Below are 13,162 nucleotides of genomic sequence, written 5' to 3'. Positions count from 1 at the left end.
CGCTACCTGTACTTGCAGCTACACGGAGACAGGCATGGCGCTCCACATCCGCGATGCCGAGACCGACCAACTCGTGCGCCGGCTGGCCGAGATCAAGAAGCTCGGCCTCACGGAGGCCGTGAAGCTCGCGGTCGAGAACGAGCTGAAACGCGTTCCACTGTCCGAGCGCATCCGGCCGATCCAGGACCGGATTGCCGCCATGCGCGACACCGGACTGAAGGCCGACAAGGCGTTCTTCGACGAGCTGTCGGGCGAGTGATGGTCGTCGACGCCTCAGCGCTTGTGGCGATCCTCCTTCGGGAGGCGGACGCGGAGGCGTTGCTGGGGCGCATCGATGCCGCCGGAGCGTGTGCGACGCACGCGATATCGCTCTACGAAGCGACCGGGGCCGTCGCGCGTGTCAAGGAGTGTTCCGTCGCGGACGCCTATGGCGAAGTCGCCTCCCTCGTGAGCGCGCTCGAACTCGAGGTCGTGGCGCTGAAGACGCCCGAGGCGATCGGCGCCCTCGAAGCCTTCGCCCGCTATAGCAAGGGAAGGCACCCAGCCAAGCTGAACATGGGCGATTGCTTCTCCTATGCTGTCGCGAAGCTGCGCGGCACGCGCCTGCTCTACAAGGGTGACGATTTCTCCCAGACCGATTTGGCCTGAACTCAGCGCGCCAGCACCAGCAGGAGCCCCGGCACGTCCTGCCCCCGATCCTGGCGGGTCGAGACGCGTTCCAGGATCACGGGATCGAGGGACGATGCCGCCGCGAGCGACCGCAGATGGGCTTCGCCGTGCGCGTAGCGCTGGTCTTCCCCTAGAATGATTCCGTCGCCGCCATGGTGCTGGACCGTGAAGGCGAAGAGGCCCTCCCGGTCGAGCGCTCTCGCGGCAGCCGCGAAGACGGGCGCGAGATCGGCGAGGTACACGAACACGTCGGCGGCGAGCACCAAATCGGCCGCCCCTTCCGGCCAAGCCTCGAGCCAGGGAAGCAGCTCACCGATCTCGACCTCGTCGTAGATGCCCTTCGCTTCAGCCTTGCGCGCCATAGCAGGCGAGAGGTCCACGCCCGCGATCCGTCGGCATTGCGGCCGAAAGACCTCGGCCGCGAGCCCGGTCCCGCAGCCGAGATCGAGCATCAGGTCGAACCGGAAGGGGCGCAGAATTCGGCTGGAGGCTCGCCGGACAGCGTCGTGCAGGAGTTCCGGCCCGCGATAGGCGAGGCTCTGGCGCAGGTGGCGATCGAACCGGATGGCATATTCGTCGAAGAGCGAGCGCACATAGGCGGCACTCATGGCGCGTCGCGGCTCCTCGGCGCCCAGAAGCGCGAGCCTCACGCCGGCGCCAAGCCCATCGTCCGGATCGAACCGGCGTGCGGCGGAAAAGGCCGCGACGGCTTCGTCGCGGGACGTCTCGTCTCGTTCGGCAAGTTTCTGGCAGGCTTCGCCGAGCAGGAACCAGGCTGGCGCGAAGCCAGGCGCGAGCTCGAGCGCCTGCCGGGCGAGGTCGGCCGCCGCCTCCCAATCCTCCTCGTCGAAGGCGGACTTCGCGTAGGCGTAGCGGCGGTCGGCGAGGAGGTCGCCGGAAGACTGCATCAGCCGGCCCGGACCGGCGCCAGATCGTCCGCTGCTGCGGGCTCGGTCTCGGGTCGGTCCTCGCCCACCCGTCCGAACAGGATCGCGAGGACCAGCACGGGCAGGCCGATCGCGGCCGTCAGGGCGAAGAAGGTCGAAAAGCCGTAGGCCGCCACCATGAAGCCGGACAACCCCGAGACGAGCTTGCCCGGAAGCGCGTACAGGGAGGAGAGAAGCGCGTATTGCGTGGCCGCGAACCCGATCCCGGTCAGGCCCGACATGTAGGCCATGAGCGCGGTACCGGCGAAAGTGCCGGAGAAGTTGTCGATGGAGATGGCGAGCGCGAGGCGCCAGACCTCGGGAGGACCGGCCGCGAGCCACGAAAAGGCGAGGTTCGAGGCCGCGCCCGCCACCGCTCCGGCAAGGAGCGTCGGATAGAGCCCGAACCGCGCGATCGACCAGCCGCCGACGAAGGCGCCGAGGATCCCGATCCAGATGCCGTAGAGCTTCGAGACGGCGGCGATCTCCGGCAGCGTGTAGCCCATGCGGATGTAGAACGGGTTCGCCATCACGCCGGAGACGAAATCGGGCATGCGGTAGAATGCGACCAGCGCGAGCACGGCGACGAGGCGGGGCCCCTGCCGGCGGTAGAGGTCGGCGAGGGGAGCCGCGACCGCGCGTCCGAAGGAGAAGCGCTCGCGCGGTCGCTGCGGCCCGTTCTCCTCGTCTCCTCGCATCTGCTCCGGCGCCGGCGCGAGGAGAGAGGCGGCAAGGCCGATCGCCATCAGGGCCGCCATGGTCAGGTACGATGCCTGCCAGCCGGCCGATCCGGCGATGAACAGGGCTCCGGCTCCGGCGCTGATCAGGCCCAGGCGGTAGCCGAGCTGATAGGCGGCGAGCATCGAGCCCTGCCGTTCGAGACCGGCGGATTCGATGCGCCAGGCATCGACCACGATATCCTGCGTGGCCGCCGAGAAGGCGAGCAGGAAGGCCGCTAGCCCGAGCAGCGGGAGCGAGCTGATCGGGTCCGTCAGCGACATGATCAGGAGCGAAAGCCCGGCTCCGGCTTGCGCGACCACCATCCAGGACCGCCGGCGACCGAGAAGCCGTGACAGGAGGGGTACGTCGAAGGCGTCGACGACGGGCGCCCAGAGGAACTTGAAGCTGTAGGGCAGCAGCAGGTAGGCGAAGAGCCCGATGGCCTTGATGTCGATGTCGGCGGTCGCGAGCCGGGCCGTGAAGGTGCCGCCGACCAGCAGGAAGGGAAGACCGCACGAGAAGCCGAGCAGGAGCATCAGCGCGACGCGCCGGTCTGCGTAGCTCTTGAGGCTCTCGAAGGGTGACGCCATGCGGTCGACCTCGGCCGGGAGGAATCCCCGCCGATCATAGCTGAGGAAGCGTTAACGGCCTCCGCGTTCTCCCGCCGCGCCGGCCGGCTCGGCCCCGTCCCCTCCGGACCGGCGGAACCGACTCCAGATCTGCCATATCAACGGGTAGCGCCGATCACGGGCATGGGCGCTCTCCTCGCCGTTCTCGCGCACGAGGTGGATCTCGCGGTCGTGATAGTGCTCAAGGCCCGGGCGGTGTCCGACACTGAGGAGCGTCACGGCGGCCAGCTCGTTGGAGAAGAACTCCATCATCCTCGCCTGGCTTACCTCGTCGAGAGCCGAAGTCGCCTCGTCCATGATGACGATGTCCGGCGGATGGACGAGGAGCCTGGCAAAGGCCAGGCGCTGCTTCTCCCCGCCCGACAGAATGGCGTCCCAATTCTCCTCGGCGTCGAGCCGATCGGCCATGTGGGACAGACCGCAGCGTGCCAGCGCATCCCGCAGACGGTCGTCCGGAACGCGCCCGTCATCCGGGTGCGGATAGAGGAGCGCGTGCCGCAGCGTCCCGAGCGGCAGGTAGGGGCGCTGGGGCATGAAGGTGACGCTCGCCCGGCGCGGCCGCAGGATCGTGCCCGAGCCCCAAGGCCACAGGCCCGCCATCGCCCGGATGAGGGTCGACTTTCCCGTCCCCGAATCGCCCCTGACGAGGACCTTCTCGCCTTTCTGGATGGTGGTCGAGGCGCCCTCCACCATGACGACCCCGTTCTGCTGCTTGATGCAGAGATCGGCGATATGGATCGCGTCGTCCGGGCTGAACCCGAGCACGATCGTCTCGTCAGGCCCGCCCCGCCCGATCGTCGCATCGAGCGCGTCCATGGCCTGCGACAGCTCGACGACGCGCTGCGCCGAGGCGAGCGTCTCGGCAAGCCGGATCGCGTTGTCGATCAGCCAGTTGAGCGCGATCTGGGCCTGCGTGAAGGCGGTCGCGATCTGCATCAGCTCGCCGAGGCTCAGCTCGCCCTGCAGGTATTTCGGCGCGCCGAGGAGGAGCGGCACCACGGGTGCGAGCACGGAATTCGCGTTCGAGATCCAGGTCATGTGCGCCTGCCGGGCGATGACCCTGAGCCAGCGCCTGGCCAGCTCCGCGAAAGTCTCCTTCAGGCGCTCCCGCTCGTCGTCGTCGCCGCCGATAAGCGCGATGTTCTCGGCGGATTCCCGCACGCGGGTCAGCTCGTAGCGAAGCTGCGCCTCGCCCGCGTTCTTTCGCTCGACGCCGCGGATGAGCGGGCGCCCGACCAGGATCATGGCCGCGGAGGTCAGGGCGGCGTAGACGACCGCGGATACGACCATGTAGCCGGGGATGACGACCGGCCCGACCTGGAGCGCGCCGCCGACGACCCAGAGCACCCCGAAGAAGGCGCCCGCGGCCAGGACGGCGTTGGCGAGCCCGATGGCGAAGTCGACGAGCGGCTCGACTGCGAGCCTGACGTCGTCGGCGATGCGGAATTCCGGATGCGCTCCCTCGCCGCCGACGATCGTGAGCTGGTAGAAGCGGCGCTCGGCGAGCCAGCGGTCGATCAAGCGGTGGGTCAGCCAGCGGCGCCAGCCGAGCTGCAGCCGCATCCGGGCATGGACCAACAGGACCGCGACGGCCGCCGCCGCGAGGGCGAGGCCGAGCACGATGCCCACGCCCAGCGTGACCGAGCCGACATCCTTCTGCTCGAGCGCGTCGAAGAAGAACTTGTTCCAGCGATTGATGAGGAGCGCCACCCCGACATTGAGGAGCACGAGCGCGAACACGGCAGCGGTCAGGCCCCAGGCTTGCCTGGCCGTCGTCCCGCGCCAGAAGCCGCTCGCCAGCCTGCGGAAGGCTCGGGCGATCGCAACCGGGGAGGGTTCGGTATTCTGTTCCGCGCTGGCCGGATCCGACCGGTCGGGCGTCGTCACGTCGCAAGGTCTCCGCGCGAACGGGGCCCCATCCGCCGTCGCCGGGCCCTAACGTCTACAGGCGGGCCGGGATCTTCCCCGGCGCTGCATCCCGGGGAACACGATCCCGTGCGCCACCTTAAGGCTGGATGAACTGCTTGGAGAGTTTCAGCGCCTGGCCCTGGTAGTTGGACGTCCCGATCGCGCCATAGAGCGCGTCCGGCTCCTCGGCCATCTGCTCGTAGGCGAGCCGGCAGACCATCTGGCCGTCCTCCAGGTTGAACGGCACCTCGTGGCTGCGCACCTCCATGACGGCCCTGCTGCCCGGGTGCCCCGAAGGCGCATAGCCGAAACCGGGATCGAAGAACCCGGCATAGTGGACCCGGAACTCGCCCATGGCGGGGTCGATCGGGACCATCTCGGCCGCAAGATGGGGCGGGATGTGAAGCCGCTCCTTCGAGGCGAGGATGTAGAACTCGTTCGGATCGAGGATGAGGCGCGCATCCGGCCGCGCCGGGATCGGCTCCCAGAAATCCTCCGGCCGGTAGCCGCCGATCCGCTCCACGTCGATCACGTCCGTGTGGCGCTGCGCCCGGTACCCCACGAGGTTCTGCGGCCCCAGCCCGCCGAGCTCGATGCGGAGCACGAGGCCGTTGCGCACCGCGAGCTCGTCCGCATCGACGAGGGGCGACCGCGCATGAAGCTCGCGCAGGGCCTGATCCCCTAGCGTACCGGCTTCGTCCGCCCCACGCCCGTGCTGCCGGAAGCGGATCTGATTCAGGCGCGTGCCCTGGCGGACCTTGATGCTGAAGGTCCGGGGCGACACCTCGGCATAGAGCGGTCCCGAATAGCCGGGCTCGACCGCGTCGAAGGCTTCGCTGCGGTCCGTGATGAGCCGGGTGAAGACGTCCAGCCGCCCGGTCGAACTCTTCGGATTGGCCGCCGCGGACACGTGCGCCGGAAGATCGAGGCGCTCGGAGAGCTCGACGACATAGACGCAGCCGCGCTCGAAGATAGCCCCCCCGCTCAGGTCGATGCGCTCCCATTGCAGGGCCTCGAGCTTGTCCTCCACGCGGGACCTCGCCCCGGGCAGGAAGCTTGCCCGGACGCGGTAGGCATAGGCGCCGAGCCGCAGGTCGAGGCTCGCCGGCTGGAACTGCGCGTCGTCCAGGGGAACCGCCGCGCGGAGGCAGCCGCGCTCGACAAGCGAGCGGATGGCCTGCCGGGGCAGCAGACCCGGACGCGAGGCAGGCTGCCACCGAGCCGCGGCGAGGACTGGATCGGGCGCGTGGTTCATGGCGCCGGACGCTACTGGAGCCCTCGGGTTTTCTCCAGCCTCGGGTGCTGGATTCGGCCGCGAGTCCGCCCTAACCAGCCCTGCCGGCATGCGATCCGGCCGAGCGGGCGAGGAAACGATGATCTACGAGATGAGGGTGTATCGCTGCGTTCCCGGCCGGCTGCCGGCGCTCATCAAGCGGTTCGAGACCGTGACGCTGAGAATGTGGGAGAAGCACGGCATCCGGCAGGCCGGCTTCTGGACGACGCTCGTGGGCGAGTCCAACCAGGACCTCACCTATCTCCTCGCCTGGACGGATATGGGCGAGCGGGAGCAGCGCTGGAACGCCTTTCAGAGCGACCCGGAATGGATCGCGGCCAGGGCGGAAAGCGAGCGCGACGGGGCGATCGTAGCCAACATCTCGAACAGCTTCCTCCAGCCGACCGCCTTCTCGTCCGTGAAGTAGCCGCCTACTTCTCCCGGAATGCCCGCATGAGCTGGTCCTGGAGCGGCCGGACGAGGTAGGACATGACCGTTCGGGGCGTCGTCTGGACGAAGGCCTCGACCGGCATCCCGGGTACGAGCCGCAGGCCTTCGAGCCTTCGGATCTCCTCGGGCGGGATGCGGATATGGACCGTGTAGAAGGTCGCGGCCGTCTTCTGGTCCTGGCTGACGTCGGCCGAGACGAGGGTCACCTCGCCGTTCAGCTCCGGCGTGGTGCGCTGGTTGAAGCTCGAGAAGCGCAGGACCGCGCGCTGCCCGACATGAAGCTGATCGATGTCGTGCGGCGGGATCTTCGCCTCGACCCTGAGCGCGTCGGCCTCGGGCACGATCAGCATGATGGGCTCGCCCTGGGCCGTGATGACCCCGCCCACCGTGTGCACGCTGAGCTGGTGGACGATCCCGTCCTGCGGCGCGCGGATCTCGACGCGCCTGAGCTGATCCTCGGCCGCGACCTTGCGCTCGACGAATTCCGAGGTCTTGCCCCGGATCTCGGCGAGCTCGCGGCCCACCTCCGAGCGCATGTCCTGGTCGATCTGCAGGATCTGAAGCTCCGTCTCCACCACCTTGCCCCGGGCTTCTGCGGTTGCGGCCACGAGCTGGCCGCGCTCGCCCTCGAGCCGGGCCGCGTCCCGCTGCAGGCTCGTCACCCTGTTGATCTGGACGAGCCCCTTCTTCCAGAGCTCCCGGACACCCTCCAGCTCGGGCTGGATGAGGTCGATCTCGGTCTGCTTGGCGCGGGTCTGCTGGATCAGTCCGTCGATCTGCTGATTGAGCTGGGCGATGCGCTCCCGGAGCTGCGCGCGCTGGCCCTCGCGCGAGCTGCGCCGGAGCTCGAAGAGCTTGGCCTCCCCGGCAATGAGGCGCGCAACCTCGGGCGAGGTCTCGGCACGCTCCAGGAGGTCGGGCGGGAAGGTGATCTTGTCCTCGCCGTCCCGCTCGGCTTCGTCGCGCGCCTGCCTGGCCGCAAGCTCGTCGAGATTCTTGGTGACGATGGCGAGGTTCGCCCGTGTCACCGTCTCGTCGAGACGCAGGAGCACGTCACCGCTCTTCACGCGGTCGCCGTCGCGCACCCTGAGCTCGCCGACGACCCCGCCTGTCGGATGCTGGACCTTCTTCACGTTGGAATCGACCACCAGCATCCCCGGCGCGATGACGGCGCCCGAAAGCTCCGTCGTGGCGGCCCAGCCGCCGACGCCCGCGACCAGGAAGGTCGCGACCGCCACACCCGCCGCGAGATGGTTCCGCAGCGAGCGGGTCGTCATCTCCATCCGGCTCATGCCCGCACCTGCCCGTCAGTCACGACCCTGAGCGGGGTCGCAGCGCCCCCCTCCGCCGCCGCAGGCTTCTGCGGCTGGCGCATGAGCCTCGCCAGGATCTCCTCCTTGGGCCCGAAGGCCTGCATGCGGCCTTCGGCCAGGACGAGCATGCGGTCCACCCCGGCCAGTGCGCTCGGCCGATGCGCGATCACGATCGGTATGCCGCCCCGTGCCCTGACCCCCAGGATCGCCTGGGTGAGCGCCTGCTCGCCGTCGCCGTCCAGATTGGAGTTCGGCTCGTCCAGAACGATCAGGAACGGGTCGCGATAGAGTGCCCGGGCAAGACCGACCCGCTGGCGCTGGCCGGCCGAAAGCATCCCGCCGTCCTCTCCGACCTGCGTCTCGTAGCCGTCGGGCAGGCGCAGGATCATGTCGTGCACGCCCGCGGCGGTCGCGGCAGCGATGACGTCGGCCGATTTCGCATCCGGGTCGAAGCGCGCGATGTTCTCCGCCACCGTGCCGGCAAAAAGCTCGACGTCCTGCGGAAGATAGCCGACATGGCGGCCGAGATCGTCCGACGACCACTGGTCGAGCGCCGCCCCGTCCAGCCGGATCTTGCCCCGGACCGGCGGCCATACCGACACGATGGCACGAGCGAGGGAGGACTTGCCGGAGGCGCTCGGCCCGATGATGCCGAGACCTTGGCCGGCCTGCAGCGTGAAACTCACATCAGATACGACGAGCCGCTGCACGCCGGGAGGCGCGACGGAGACGCCCTCCACCGCGATGGAGGCCGCCGGCGGGGGCAGCGACATGCGGCCGTCATCCGGAGGAATGGCCGAGAGCAGGTCGCGCAGGCGCTTCCAGCTCTGGCGTGCGGCCACGAAGCCCTTCCAGTTCGCAATGGCGAGCTCGACCGGCGCCAGAGCCCGCGCGGTCAGGATCGAGCTCGCGATGATGACGCCGGCCGTCGCCTCCTGCCGGATCACCAGATAGGCCCCTACCCCGAGAACGGCCGATTGCAGCGCCATCCGAACGACCTTCGAGGCCGCCCCCAGCCCGCCCGCGGCATCGGAGGTCCGCTGCTGACTGGCCATGTAGCGGTCGTTCGCCTCGCCCCAGATCGCCCCGAAGCGGCTGCGCATGCCGAGTGCCTGCAACACCTCGGCATTGCGCCGCGTGGCCTCCGCGAGCGCATTCCGCCTTTGTCCGAGCGCGACCGTCTCGCGTGCCGGCTCGCGCGTCTTCAGCTCGGCGAGGAGCGTGAGCCCGACCAGGACCAGGGCGCCGACGACGGCCGCGATCCCGATCCAGGTGTGAAACATGAAGCAGATCGCGAGATAGAGCGGGATCCAGGGCAGATCGAAGAAGGCGGCGGGGCCCATGCCGGACAGGAAGCTACGCACCTGGTCCAGGTCGCGCAGAGGCTGCAGCCCATCCCCGGCCTGGCGCGTGCGCAGCGGGAGGCGGGCAAGCGCGTCGTGGACCCGTCCGGCCAGGGCGCCGTCCAGTCCCGACCCGATGCGGACGAGAATGCGCCCGCGCAGGATGTCGAGCACGCCCTGAAAGGCATACAGGGCGAGCGCCAGGAGCGAGAGCCCGACCAGCGTCGGCACGCTCCGGCTCGGGATCACCCGATCATAGACCTCCAGCATGTAGATGGAGCCGGTCAGGTAGAGGACGTTGATGGTCGCCGTTATCAGACCGATGCCGATGAAGGCCGAGCGCGCGAAGCCCAGCCGGGAGCCAGCCACACCTCCGGCACTGCGCCCGAAGGTAGGCGCGCTCCCGCCGAGTACCTGCATCTGACCCCCGTCTCGCGACCCGCGCCCGGCTTCGAACACCGCCGTCGGAACCGGCGGGCCTCGCCTCTAATCGCGTTAGGACCGCGCCCGTCCATTTCGCAGGAATAGGTTTCAGGCGCGTATCCAGCGAGGCGTCAAGTCGACACGCTACGAACGGTCTAGTCCTGCGGGCGGCGATGGCGCCGCCCGGGGAAGCATCCAGACGAAAAGGGCCGCCCGAAGCAGCCCTAATTCTTCAACGAGGCGCCAGGATCATCACCATCTGGCGGCCTTCCAGTTGCGGCTCGCTTTCGACTTTCGCCATTTCGGCCGTTTCCGCCTTCACGCGCTCGAGCAGCCTCAGCCCAAGATCCTGGTGTGCCATCTCGCGGCCGCGGAAGCGCAGGGTGACCTTCACCTTGTCCCCTTCCTCGAAGAACCGCTGCACGGCCTTCATCTTGACCTCGTAATCGTGCTTGTCGATGCCCGGCCGGAGCTTGATCTCCTTGACCTCGACGGTCTTCTGGCGCTTGCGGGCCTCGGCTTGCTTCTTCTGCTCGAGGAAGCGAAACCGGCCGTAGTCGAGAAGCTTGCAGACCGGCGGAGAGGAATTGGGGGCGATCTCGACGAGATCGAGGCCAGCCTCTTCGGCCACCTTCAGCGCATCGAAGAAGGGCACCACGCCACGGTTCTGCCCGTCCTGATCGATCAGCTGAACTTCGCGTACGCCGCGAATGTCGCGATTGGCGCGAGGTCCCTCCTTCTGCGGGACCGGCATGGCTCTCATAGGTCTGCGAATGGGGCGAACTCCTCTTCCGATTCAGGGTAGCCGCAAGGGCTCGGCGCGAGCGCACGGGCGACCACCTGCGACATGTGGTAACTTGGGCTGACGAGTCAATCCGCTTGCGGCGTCAACAGACGGTTCGGCTGACGTTTCGTCACCCTCCCTCGATCAGATCGTGACGCCGAGCCGCTCGGCCGTCGCGCGGATCGCCGCCCAGGCGCCGGGGGCAACCGGAATCCCTGCCGCCTGACGCTCCTCCCTCGTCCGGCGCTCGGGGTCGCCCGGAAGCATGACGGCTTCGCCGGCGACGGCGGGGCGAGAACTGCGAAGCCAGGCCACGAACTTGCGGGCTTCGCGGACCATATCCTCCTTCCGGCCGAAGGCGGACGGCGCCATGTAGATCGACACCATGCCGTTGGCGAAGCGGTGCTTCTCCGGCCCGGAGGTGCCCGAGCCGGCAAGGACGCCGCCCAGGAGCTCGCACATCAGCGCAAGACCGGACCCCTTGTGCTCGCCCATGGCCCGGATCGCGCCTGCGCCCTTGCGGTGATCGCGTTCCGCCGTCTCCTCCAGGGGACCATACAGTGTCGCCGGATCGGTGCTGAGCCGCCCGTCCGGATCGATGAGGCTCCCCGGGGGAACCGGCTTTCCACCGTTGGCGGCCACCAGCACCTTTCCTTCCGCGACCGCCGAGGTGGCGAAGTCGAGGACGACGGGCGGCTCGCCCTCGAGCGGGAACCCGAACGCGATCGGCGCCGTCGAGAAGCGGCGGTCGACGCTCCCGAAGGGCGCGACCAGCACGCTGCCGGCCACATTGACGAAATGGATGGAGACGAGCCCGTGCTCGAGGGCAAGTTCCGCCCACTGGCCGATCCGGCCGAGATGGCCCGCATGGCGCAGCGCCACGATGGCCGTTCCCTGATCGAGCGCACGGCGGATGCCGAACTCCACCGCCTGGCGCCCGACCGTCGCGCCGAAGCCGTACTGCCCGTCTACCACCGCGAGCGCGCCGGCTTCGCTCAGGACGGCGATCGAGCGGCCGGCCTCCACCTCGCCCGCCTCCAGCCATTCCACGTAGCGGGGCACCCGCACGACGCCGTGGCTGTCGTGGCCGGTGAGGTTCGCGTCGACGAGGCCCTCGGCCACCCGCCGCGCCTCCTCGGGCGCACAGCCCGCTGCGGCGAAGATGTCCGTCACGAGGGCGAGCAGACGGTCGACGGCGATGAGCAAGGGGAGCGTCCTCCGGGCGCGGCCGGCCCGGCCGCAGCGCTACTTCTTCTCGAGGAGGAGTTTCCCCTCCTTCCGGATGAACCCTTTGGCTTTCTCGGCCAGCATTGCAAGCATCCAGGGCAGCTGCACCTCCAGCCGGACATGATCGGCCTCAACGTCGAGTCCCGCCGTGATGCCCTGACCCAGCGCCCGGATGGTGACGTCGAGGTGATCGCCGGTCCAGCTCTCGTCCACGGAGCTCACATGCTGCCCGAACTTCGTCTTGAGCTGGCCGATGCCGGTCTCGAGGCGGCGGCGCGCCTCCTCGCGGCCGAGCTGGTGGGGGATCTCGACGATCAGCGGCTTCGACATGCAGGTCTCCCGATGGTCTCTACAATCTAGGAAGCGCGGGGCAGGTTCGCCCGCTTGCGCGGGAGCACGACTTGAAGGACACGCGAGCTTTTCCGGATTGAGCAGGAGCCCGCATTGGACATCAGGGAGGACGTACTCGGTGCGATCGGCCGAACCCCGCTCATCCGGCTCCGCCGCGCCTCGGAGCTGGCGGGCGCCACCATCCTGGGCAAGGCCGAGTTCATGAACCCGGGCGGCTCGGTGAAGGACCGCGCCGCACTCGGCATCGTGAGGGACGCGATCCGCCGCGGCGAGCTCAGGCCCGGCGGCACGATCGTGGAAGGCACGGCCGGCAATACCGGCATCGGGCTCGCGGTTGTCGGCAACGCCCTCGGGTTCCGCACCGTCATCGTCATTCCGGAAACTCAGAGCCAGGAGAAGAAGGACGCGTTGCGGCTTGTCGGCGCCGAGCTCGTCGAGGTCCCGGCCGTGCCCTATTCCAACCCGGACAACTATGTCCGCTATTCGGGCCGCCTCGCGGCCGAGCTCGCCCGGACGGAGCCGAACGGCGCGATCTGGGCGAACCAGTTCGACAACGTCGCGAACCGGCAGGCGCATGCCGAGACGACAGCGCCCGAGATCTGGGGGCAGACCGGGGGCAAGCTGGACGGCTTCATCTGCGCGGTCGGGACGGGCGGAACCCTCGCGGGCGTGGCGGAAGGACTGCGCGAGCGCAAGTCGGACATCGCGATCGGCCTCGCCGATCCGATGGGAGCTGCGCTCTTCAGCTACTACACGACGGGCGAGCTGAAGTCCTCCGGCAGCTCGGTCACGGAAGGGATCGGCCAGGGCCGCATCACCGGGAACCTGCAGGGCTTGGGCGTGGACCACGCCTATCAGATACCCGACGAGGAGGCGCTGCCGCTGCTCTACGACCTCGTGCGGCACGAGGGCCTCTGCCTCGGCGGCTCCTCCGCCATCAACGTCGCAGGCGCGATCCGCCTCGCCTGCGAGCTGGGTCCCGGCTCGACGGTGGTAACCGTTCTCTGCGATTCAGGGACGCGCTACGCATCCAAGCTGTTCAATCCGGCGTTTCTTGAGGCGAAGGGCCTTCCTGTCCCGGACTGGATGGCGCGAGGCGACAAGGGCACCCGGCCGCAGGTGCGGTAGGTCAGGAACCCGCATCAG

General features: G+C 68.8%; 13 protein-coding genes. 4 read left to right on the top strand and 9 right to left on the bottom strand.

The annotated features are described in order from the left end of the window. Nucleotides 1-34: 34 nt before the first annotated feature. Together HJG44_RS00750 and HJG44_RS00745 are read left to right on the top strand one after the other, a co-directional pair. Nucleotides 35-259 (top strand): type II toxin-antitoxin system VapB family antitoxin, encoded by a 225-nt coding sequence (locus HJG44_RS00750; RefSeq protein WP_171216444.1) that lies wholly within the window; start codon nt 35-37, stop codon nt 257-259. Then, nucleotides 259-648, top strand: coding sequence for a type II toxin-antitoxin system VapC family toxin (locus HJG44_RS00745; protein WP_171217232.1), 390 nt, complete (start codon nt 259-261; stop codon nt 646-648). The genes HJG44_RS00750 and HJG44_RS00745 overlap by 1 nt, the downstream gene beginning before the upstream one ends. Before the next feature lie 2 nt (nt 649-650). Here HJG44_RS00745 and HJG44_RS00740 read toward each other — a convergent pair whose 3' ends face one another. The 4 genes from HJG44_RS00740 to HJG44_RS00725 all read right to left on the bottom strand — a co-directional run bounded on the left by HJG44_RS00740 (nt 651) and on the right by HJG44_RS00725 (nt 6,107). Further along, complete coding sequence (locus HJG44_RS00740; protein ID WP_171216443.1) at nt 651-1,577, bottom strand: class I SAM-dependent DNA methyltransferase; 927 nt, start codon at nt 1,575-1,577, stop codon at nt 651-653. Next, nucleotides 1,577-2,905, bottom strand: coding sequence for an AmpG family muropeptide MFS transporter (locus tag HJG44_RS00735; RefSeq protein WP_246735986.1), 1,329 nt, complete (start codon nt 2,903-2,905; stop codon nt 1,577-1,579). The genes HJG44_RS00740 and HJG44_RS00735 overlap by 1 nt, the downstream gene beginning before the upstream one ends. Nucleotides 2,906-2,956: 51 nt before the next feature. After that, a complete protein-coding gene (locus HJG44_RS00730; RefSeq protein WP_171216442.1) occupies nt 2,957-4,831 on the bottom strand; it encodes an ATP-binding cassette domain-containing protein in 1,875 nt (624 codons plus the stop codon). 118 nt (nt 4,832-4,949) lie between these two features. Further along, entirely contained in the window at nt 4,950-6,107 is a 1,158-nt protein-coding gene (locus HJG44_RS00725; RefSeq protein WP_171216441.1) for a 2'-deoxycytidine 5'-triphosphate deaminase, read from the bottom strand. Nucleotides 6,108-6,225: 118 nt separating this feature from the next. On the opposite strand from HJG44_RS00725, the gene HJG44_RS00720 reads away from it, so the two are divergent. After that, complete coding sequence (locus HJG44_RS00720; RefSeq protein WP_171216440.1) at nt 6,226-6,552, top strand: NIPSNAP family protein; 327 nt, start codon at nt 6,226-6,228, stop codon at nt 6,550-6,552. A 4-nt stretch (nt 6,553-6,556) separates the two neighbouring features. Here the strand turns inward: HJG44_RS00720 and HJG44_RS00715 are convergent, their stop codons facing one another. The 5 genes from HJG44_RS00715 to HJG44_RS00695 form a co-directional block, all read right to left on the bottom strand. Next, nucleotides 6,557-7,867, bottom strand: coding sequence for an HlyD family type I secretion periplasmic adaptor subunit (locus tag HJG44_RS00715; RefSeq protein ID WP_171216439.1), 1,311 nt, complete (start codon nt 7,865-7,867; stop codon nt 6,557-6,559). Next, nucleotides 7,864-9,651 (bottom strand): type I secretion system permease/ATPase, encoded by a 1,788-nt coding sequence (locus tag HJG44_RS00710; RefSeq protein ID WP_171216438.1) that lies wholly within the window; start codon nt 9,649-9,651, stop codon nt 7,864-7,866. Before HJG44_RS00710 ends, HJG44_RS00715 begins: the two co-directional genes overlap by 4 nt. Nucleotides 9,652-9,886: 235 nt before the next feature. Then, on the bottom strand, nt 9,887-10,408 hold the full coding sequence (gene infC / locus HJG44_RS00705; RefSeq protein WP_246735985.1) for a translation initiation factor IF-3: 522 nt from the start codon (nt 10,406-10,408) through the stop codon (nt 9,887-9,889). Nucleotides 10,409-10,582: 174 nt separating this feature from the next. Next, nucleotides 10,583-11,644, bottom strand: a complete 1,062-nt coding sequence (locus HJG44_RS00700; RefSeq protein ID WP_171216436.1) for a malate/lactate/ureidoglycolate dehydrogenase — start codon at nt 11,642-11,644, stop codon at nt 10,583-10,585. Between the two features lie 39 nt (nt 11,645-11,683). Further along, nucleotides 11,684-11,995 (bottom strand): polyhydroxyalkanoic acid system family protein, encoded by a 312-nt coding sequence (locus tag HJG44_RS00695; RefSeq protein WP_171216435.1) that lies wholly within the window; start codon nt 11,993-11,995, stop codon nt 11,684-11,686. 114 nt (nt 11,996-12,109) lie between these two features. On the opposite strand from HJG44_RS00695, the gene HJG44_RS00690 reads away from it, so the two are divergent. Further along, on the top strand, nt 12,110-13,144 hold the full coding sequence (locus HJG44_RS00690) for a cysteine synthase A (protein WP_171216434.1): 1,035 nt from the start codon (nt 12,110-12,112) through the stop codon (nt 13,142-13,144). The last annotated feature ends 18 nt before the right edge of the window (nt 13,145-13,162 follow it).

Origin of the sequence: Enterovirga aerilata, from assembly GCF_013044135.1 — a bacterium.
GTDB classification, from domain to species: domain Bacteria; phylum Pseudomonadota; class Alphaproteobacteria; order Rhizobiales; family Beijerinckiaceae; genus Enterovirga; species Enterovirga aerilata.
This window is presented reverse-complemented; position numbering and strand designations above follow the sequence as displayed.

Excerpts from the sequence above, each read along its gene's own strand:
- HJG44_RS00750 (WP_171216444.1), top strand. The coding sequence starts at position 35 with ATGGCGCTCCACATCCGCGATGCCGAGACCGACCAACTCGTGCGCCGG.
- HJG44_RS00745 (WP_171217232.1), top strand. The coding sequence starts at position 259 with ATGGTCGTCGACGCCTCAGCGCTTGTGGCGATCCTCCTTCGGGAGGCG.
- HJG44_RS00740 (WP_171216443.1), bottom strand. The coding sequence starts at position 1,577 with ATGCAGTCTTCCGGCGACCTCCTCGCCGACCGCCGCTACGCCTACGCG.
- HJG44_RS00735 (WP_246735986.1), bottom strand. The coding sequence starts at position 2,905 with ATGGCGTCACCCTTCGAGAGCCTCAAGAGCTACGCAGACCGGCGCGTC.
- HJG44_RS00725 (WP_171216441.1), bottom strand. The coding sequence starts at position 6,107 with ATGAACCACGCGCCCGATCCAGTCCTCGCCGCGGCTCGGTGGCAGCCT.
- HJG44_RS00720 (WP_171216440.1), top strand. The coding sequence starts at position 6,226 with ATGATCTACGAGATGAGGGTGTATCGCTGCGTTCCCGGCCGGCTGCCG.
- HJG44_RS00715 (WP_171216439.1), bottom strand. The coding sequence starts at position 7,867 with ATGAGCCGGATGGAGATGACGACCCGCTCGCTGCGGAACCATCTCGCG.
- HJG44_RS00710 (WP_171216438.1), bottom strand. The coding sequence starts at position 9,651 with ATGCAGGTACTCGGCGGGAGCGCGCCTACCTTCGGGCGCAGTGCCGGA.
- infC (WP_246735985.1), bottom strand. The coding sequence starts at position 10,408 with ATGCCGGTCCCGCAGAAGGAGGGACCTCGCGCCAATCGCGACATTCGC.
- HJG44_RS00695 (WP_171216435.1), bottom strand. The coding sequence starts at position 11,995 with ATGTCGAAGCCGCTGATCGTCGAGATCCCCCACCAGCTCGGCCGCGAG.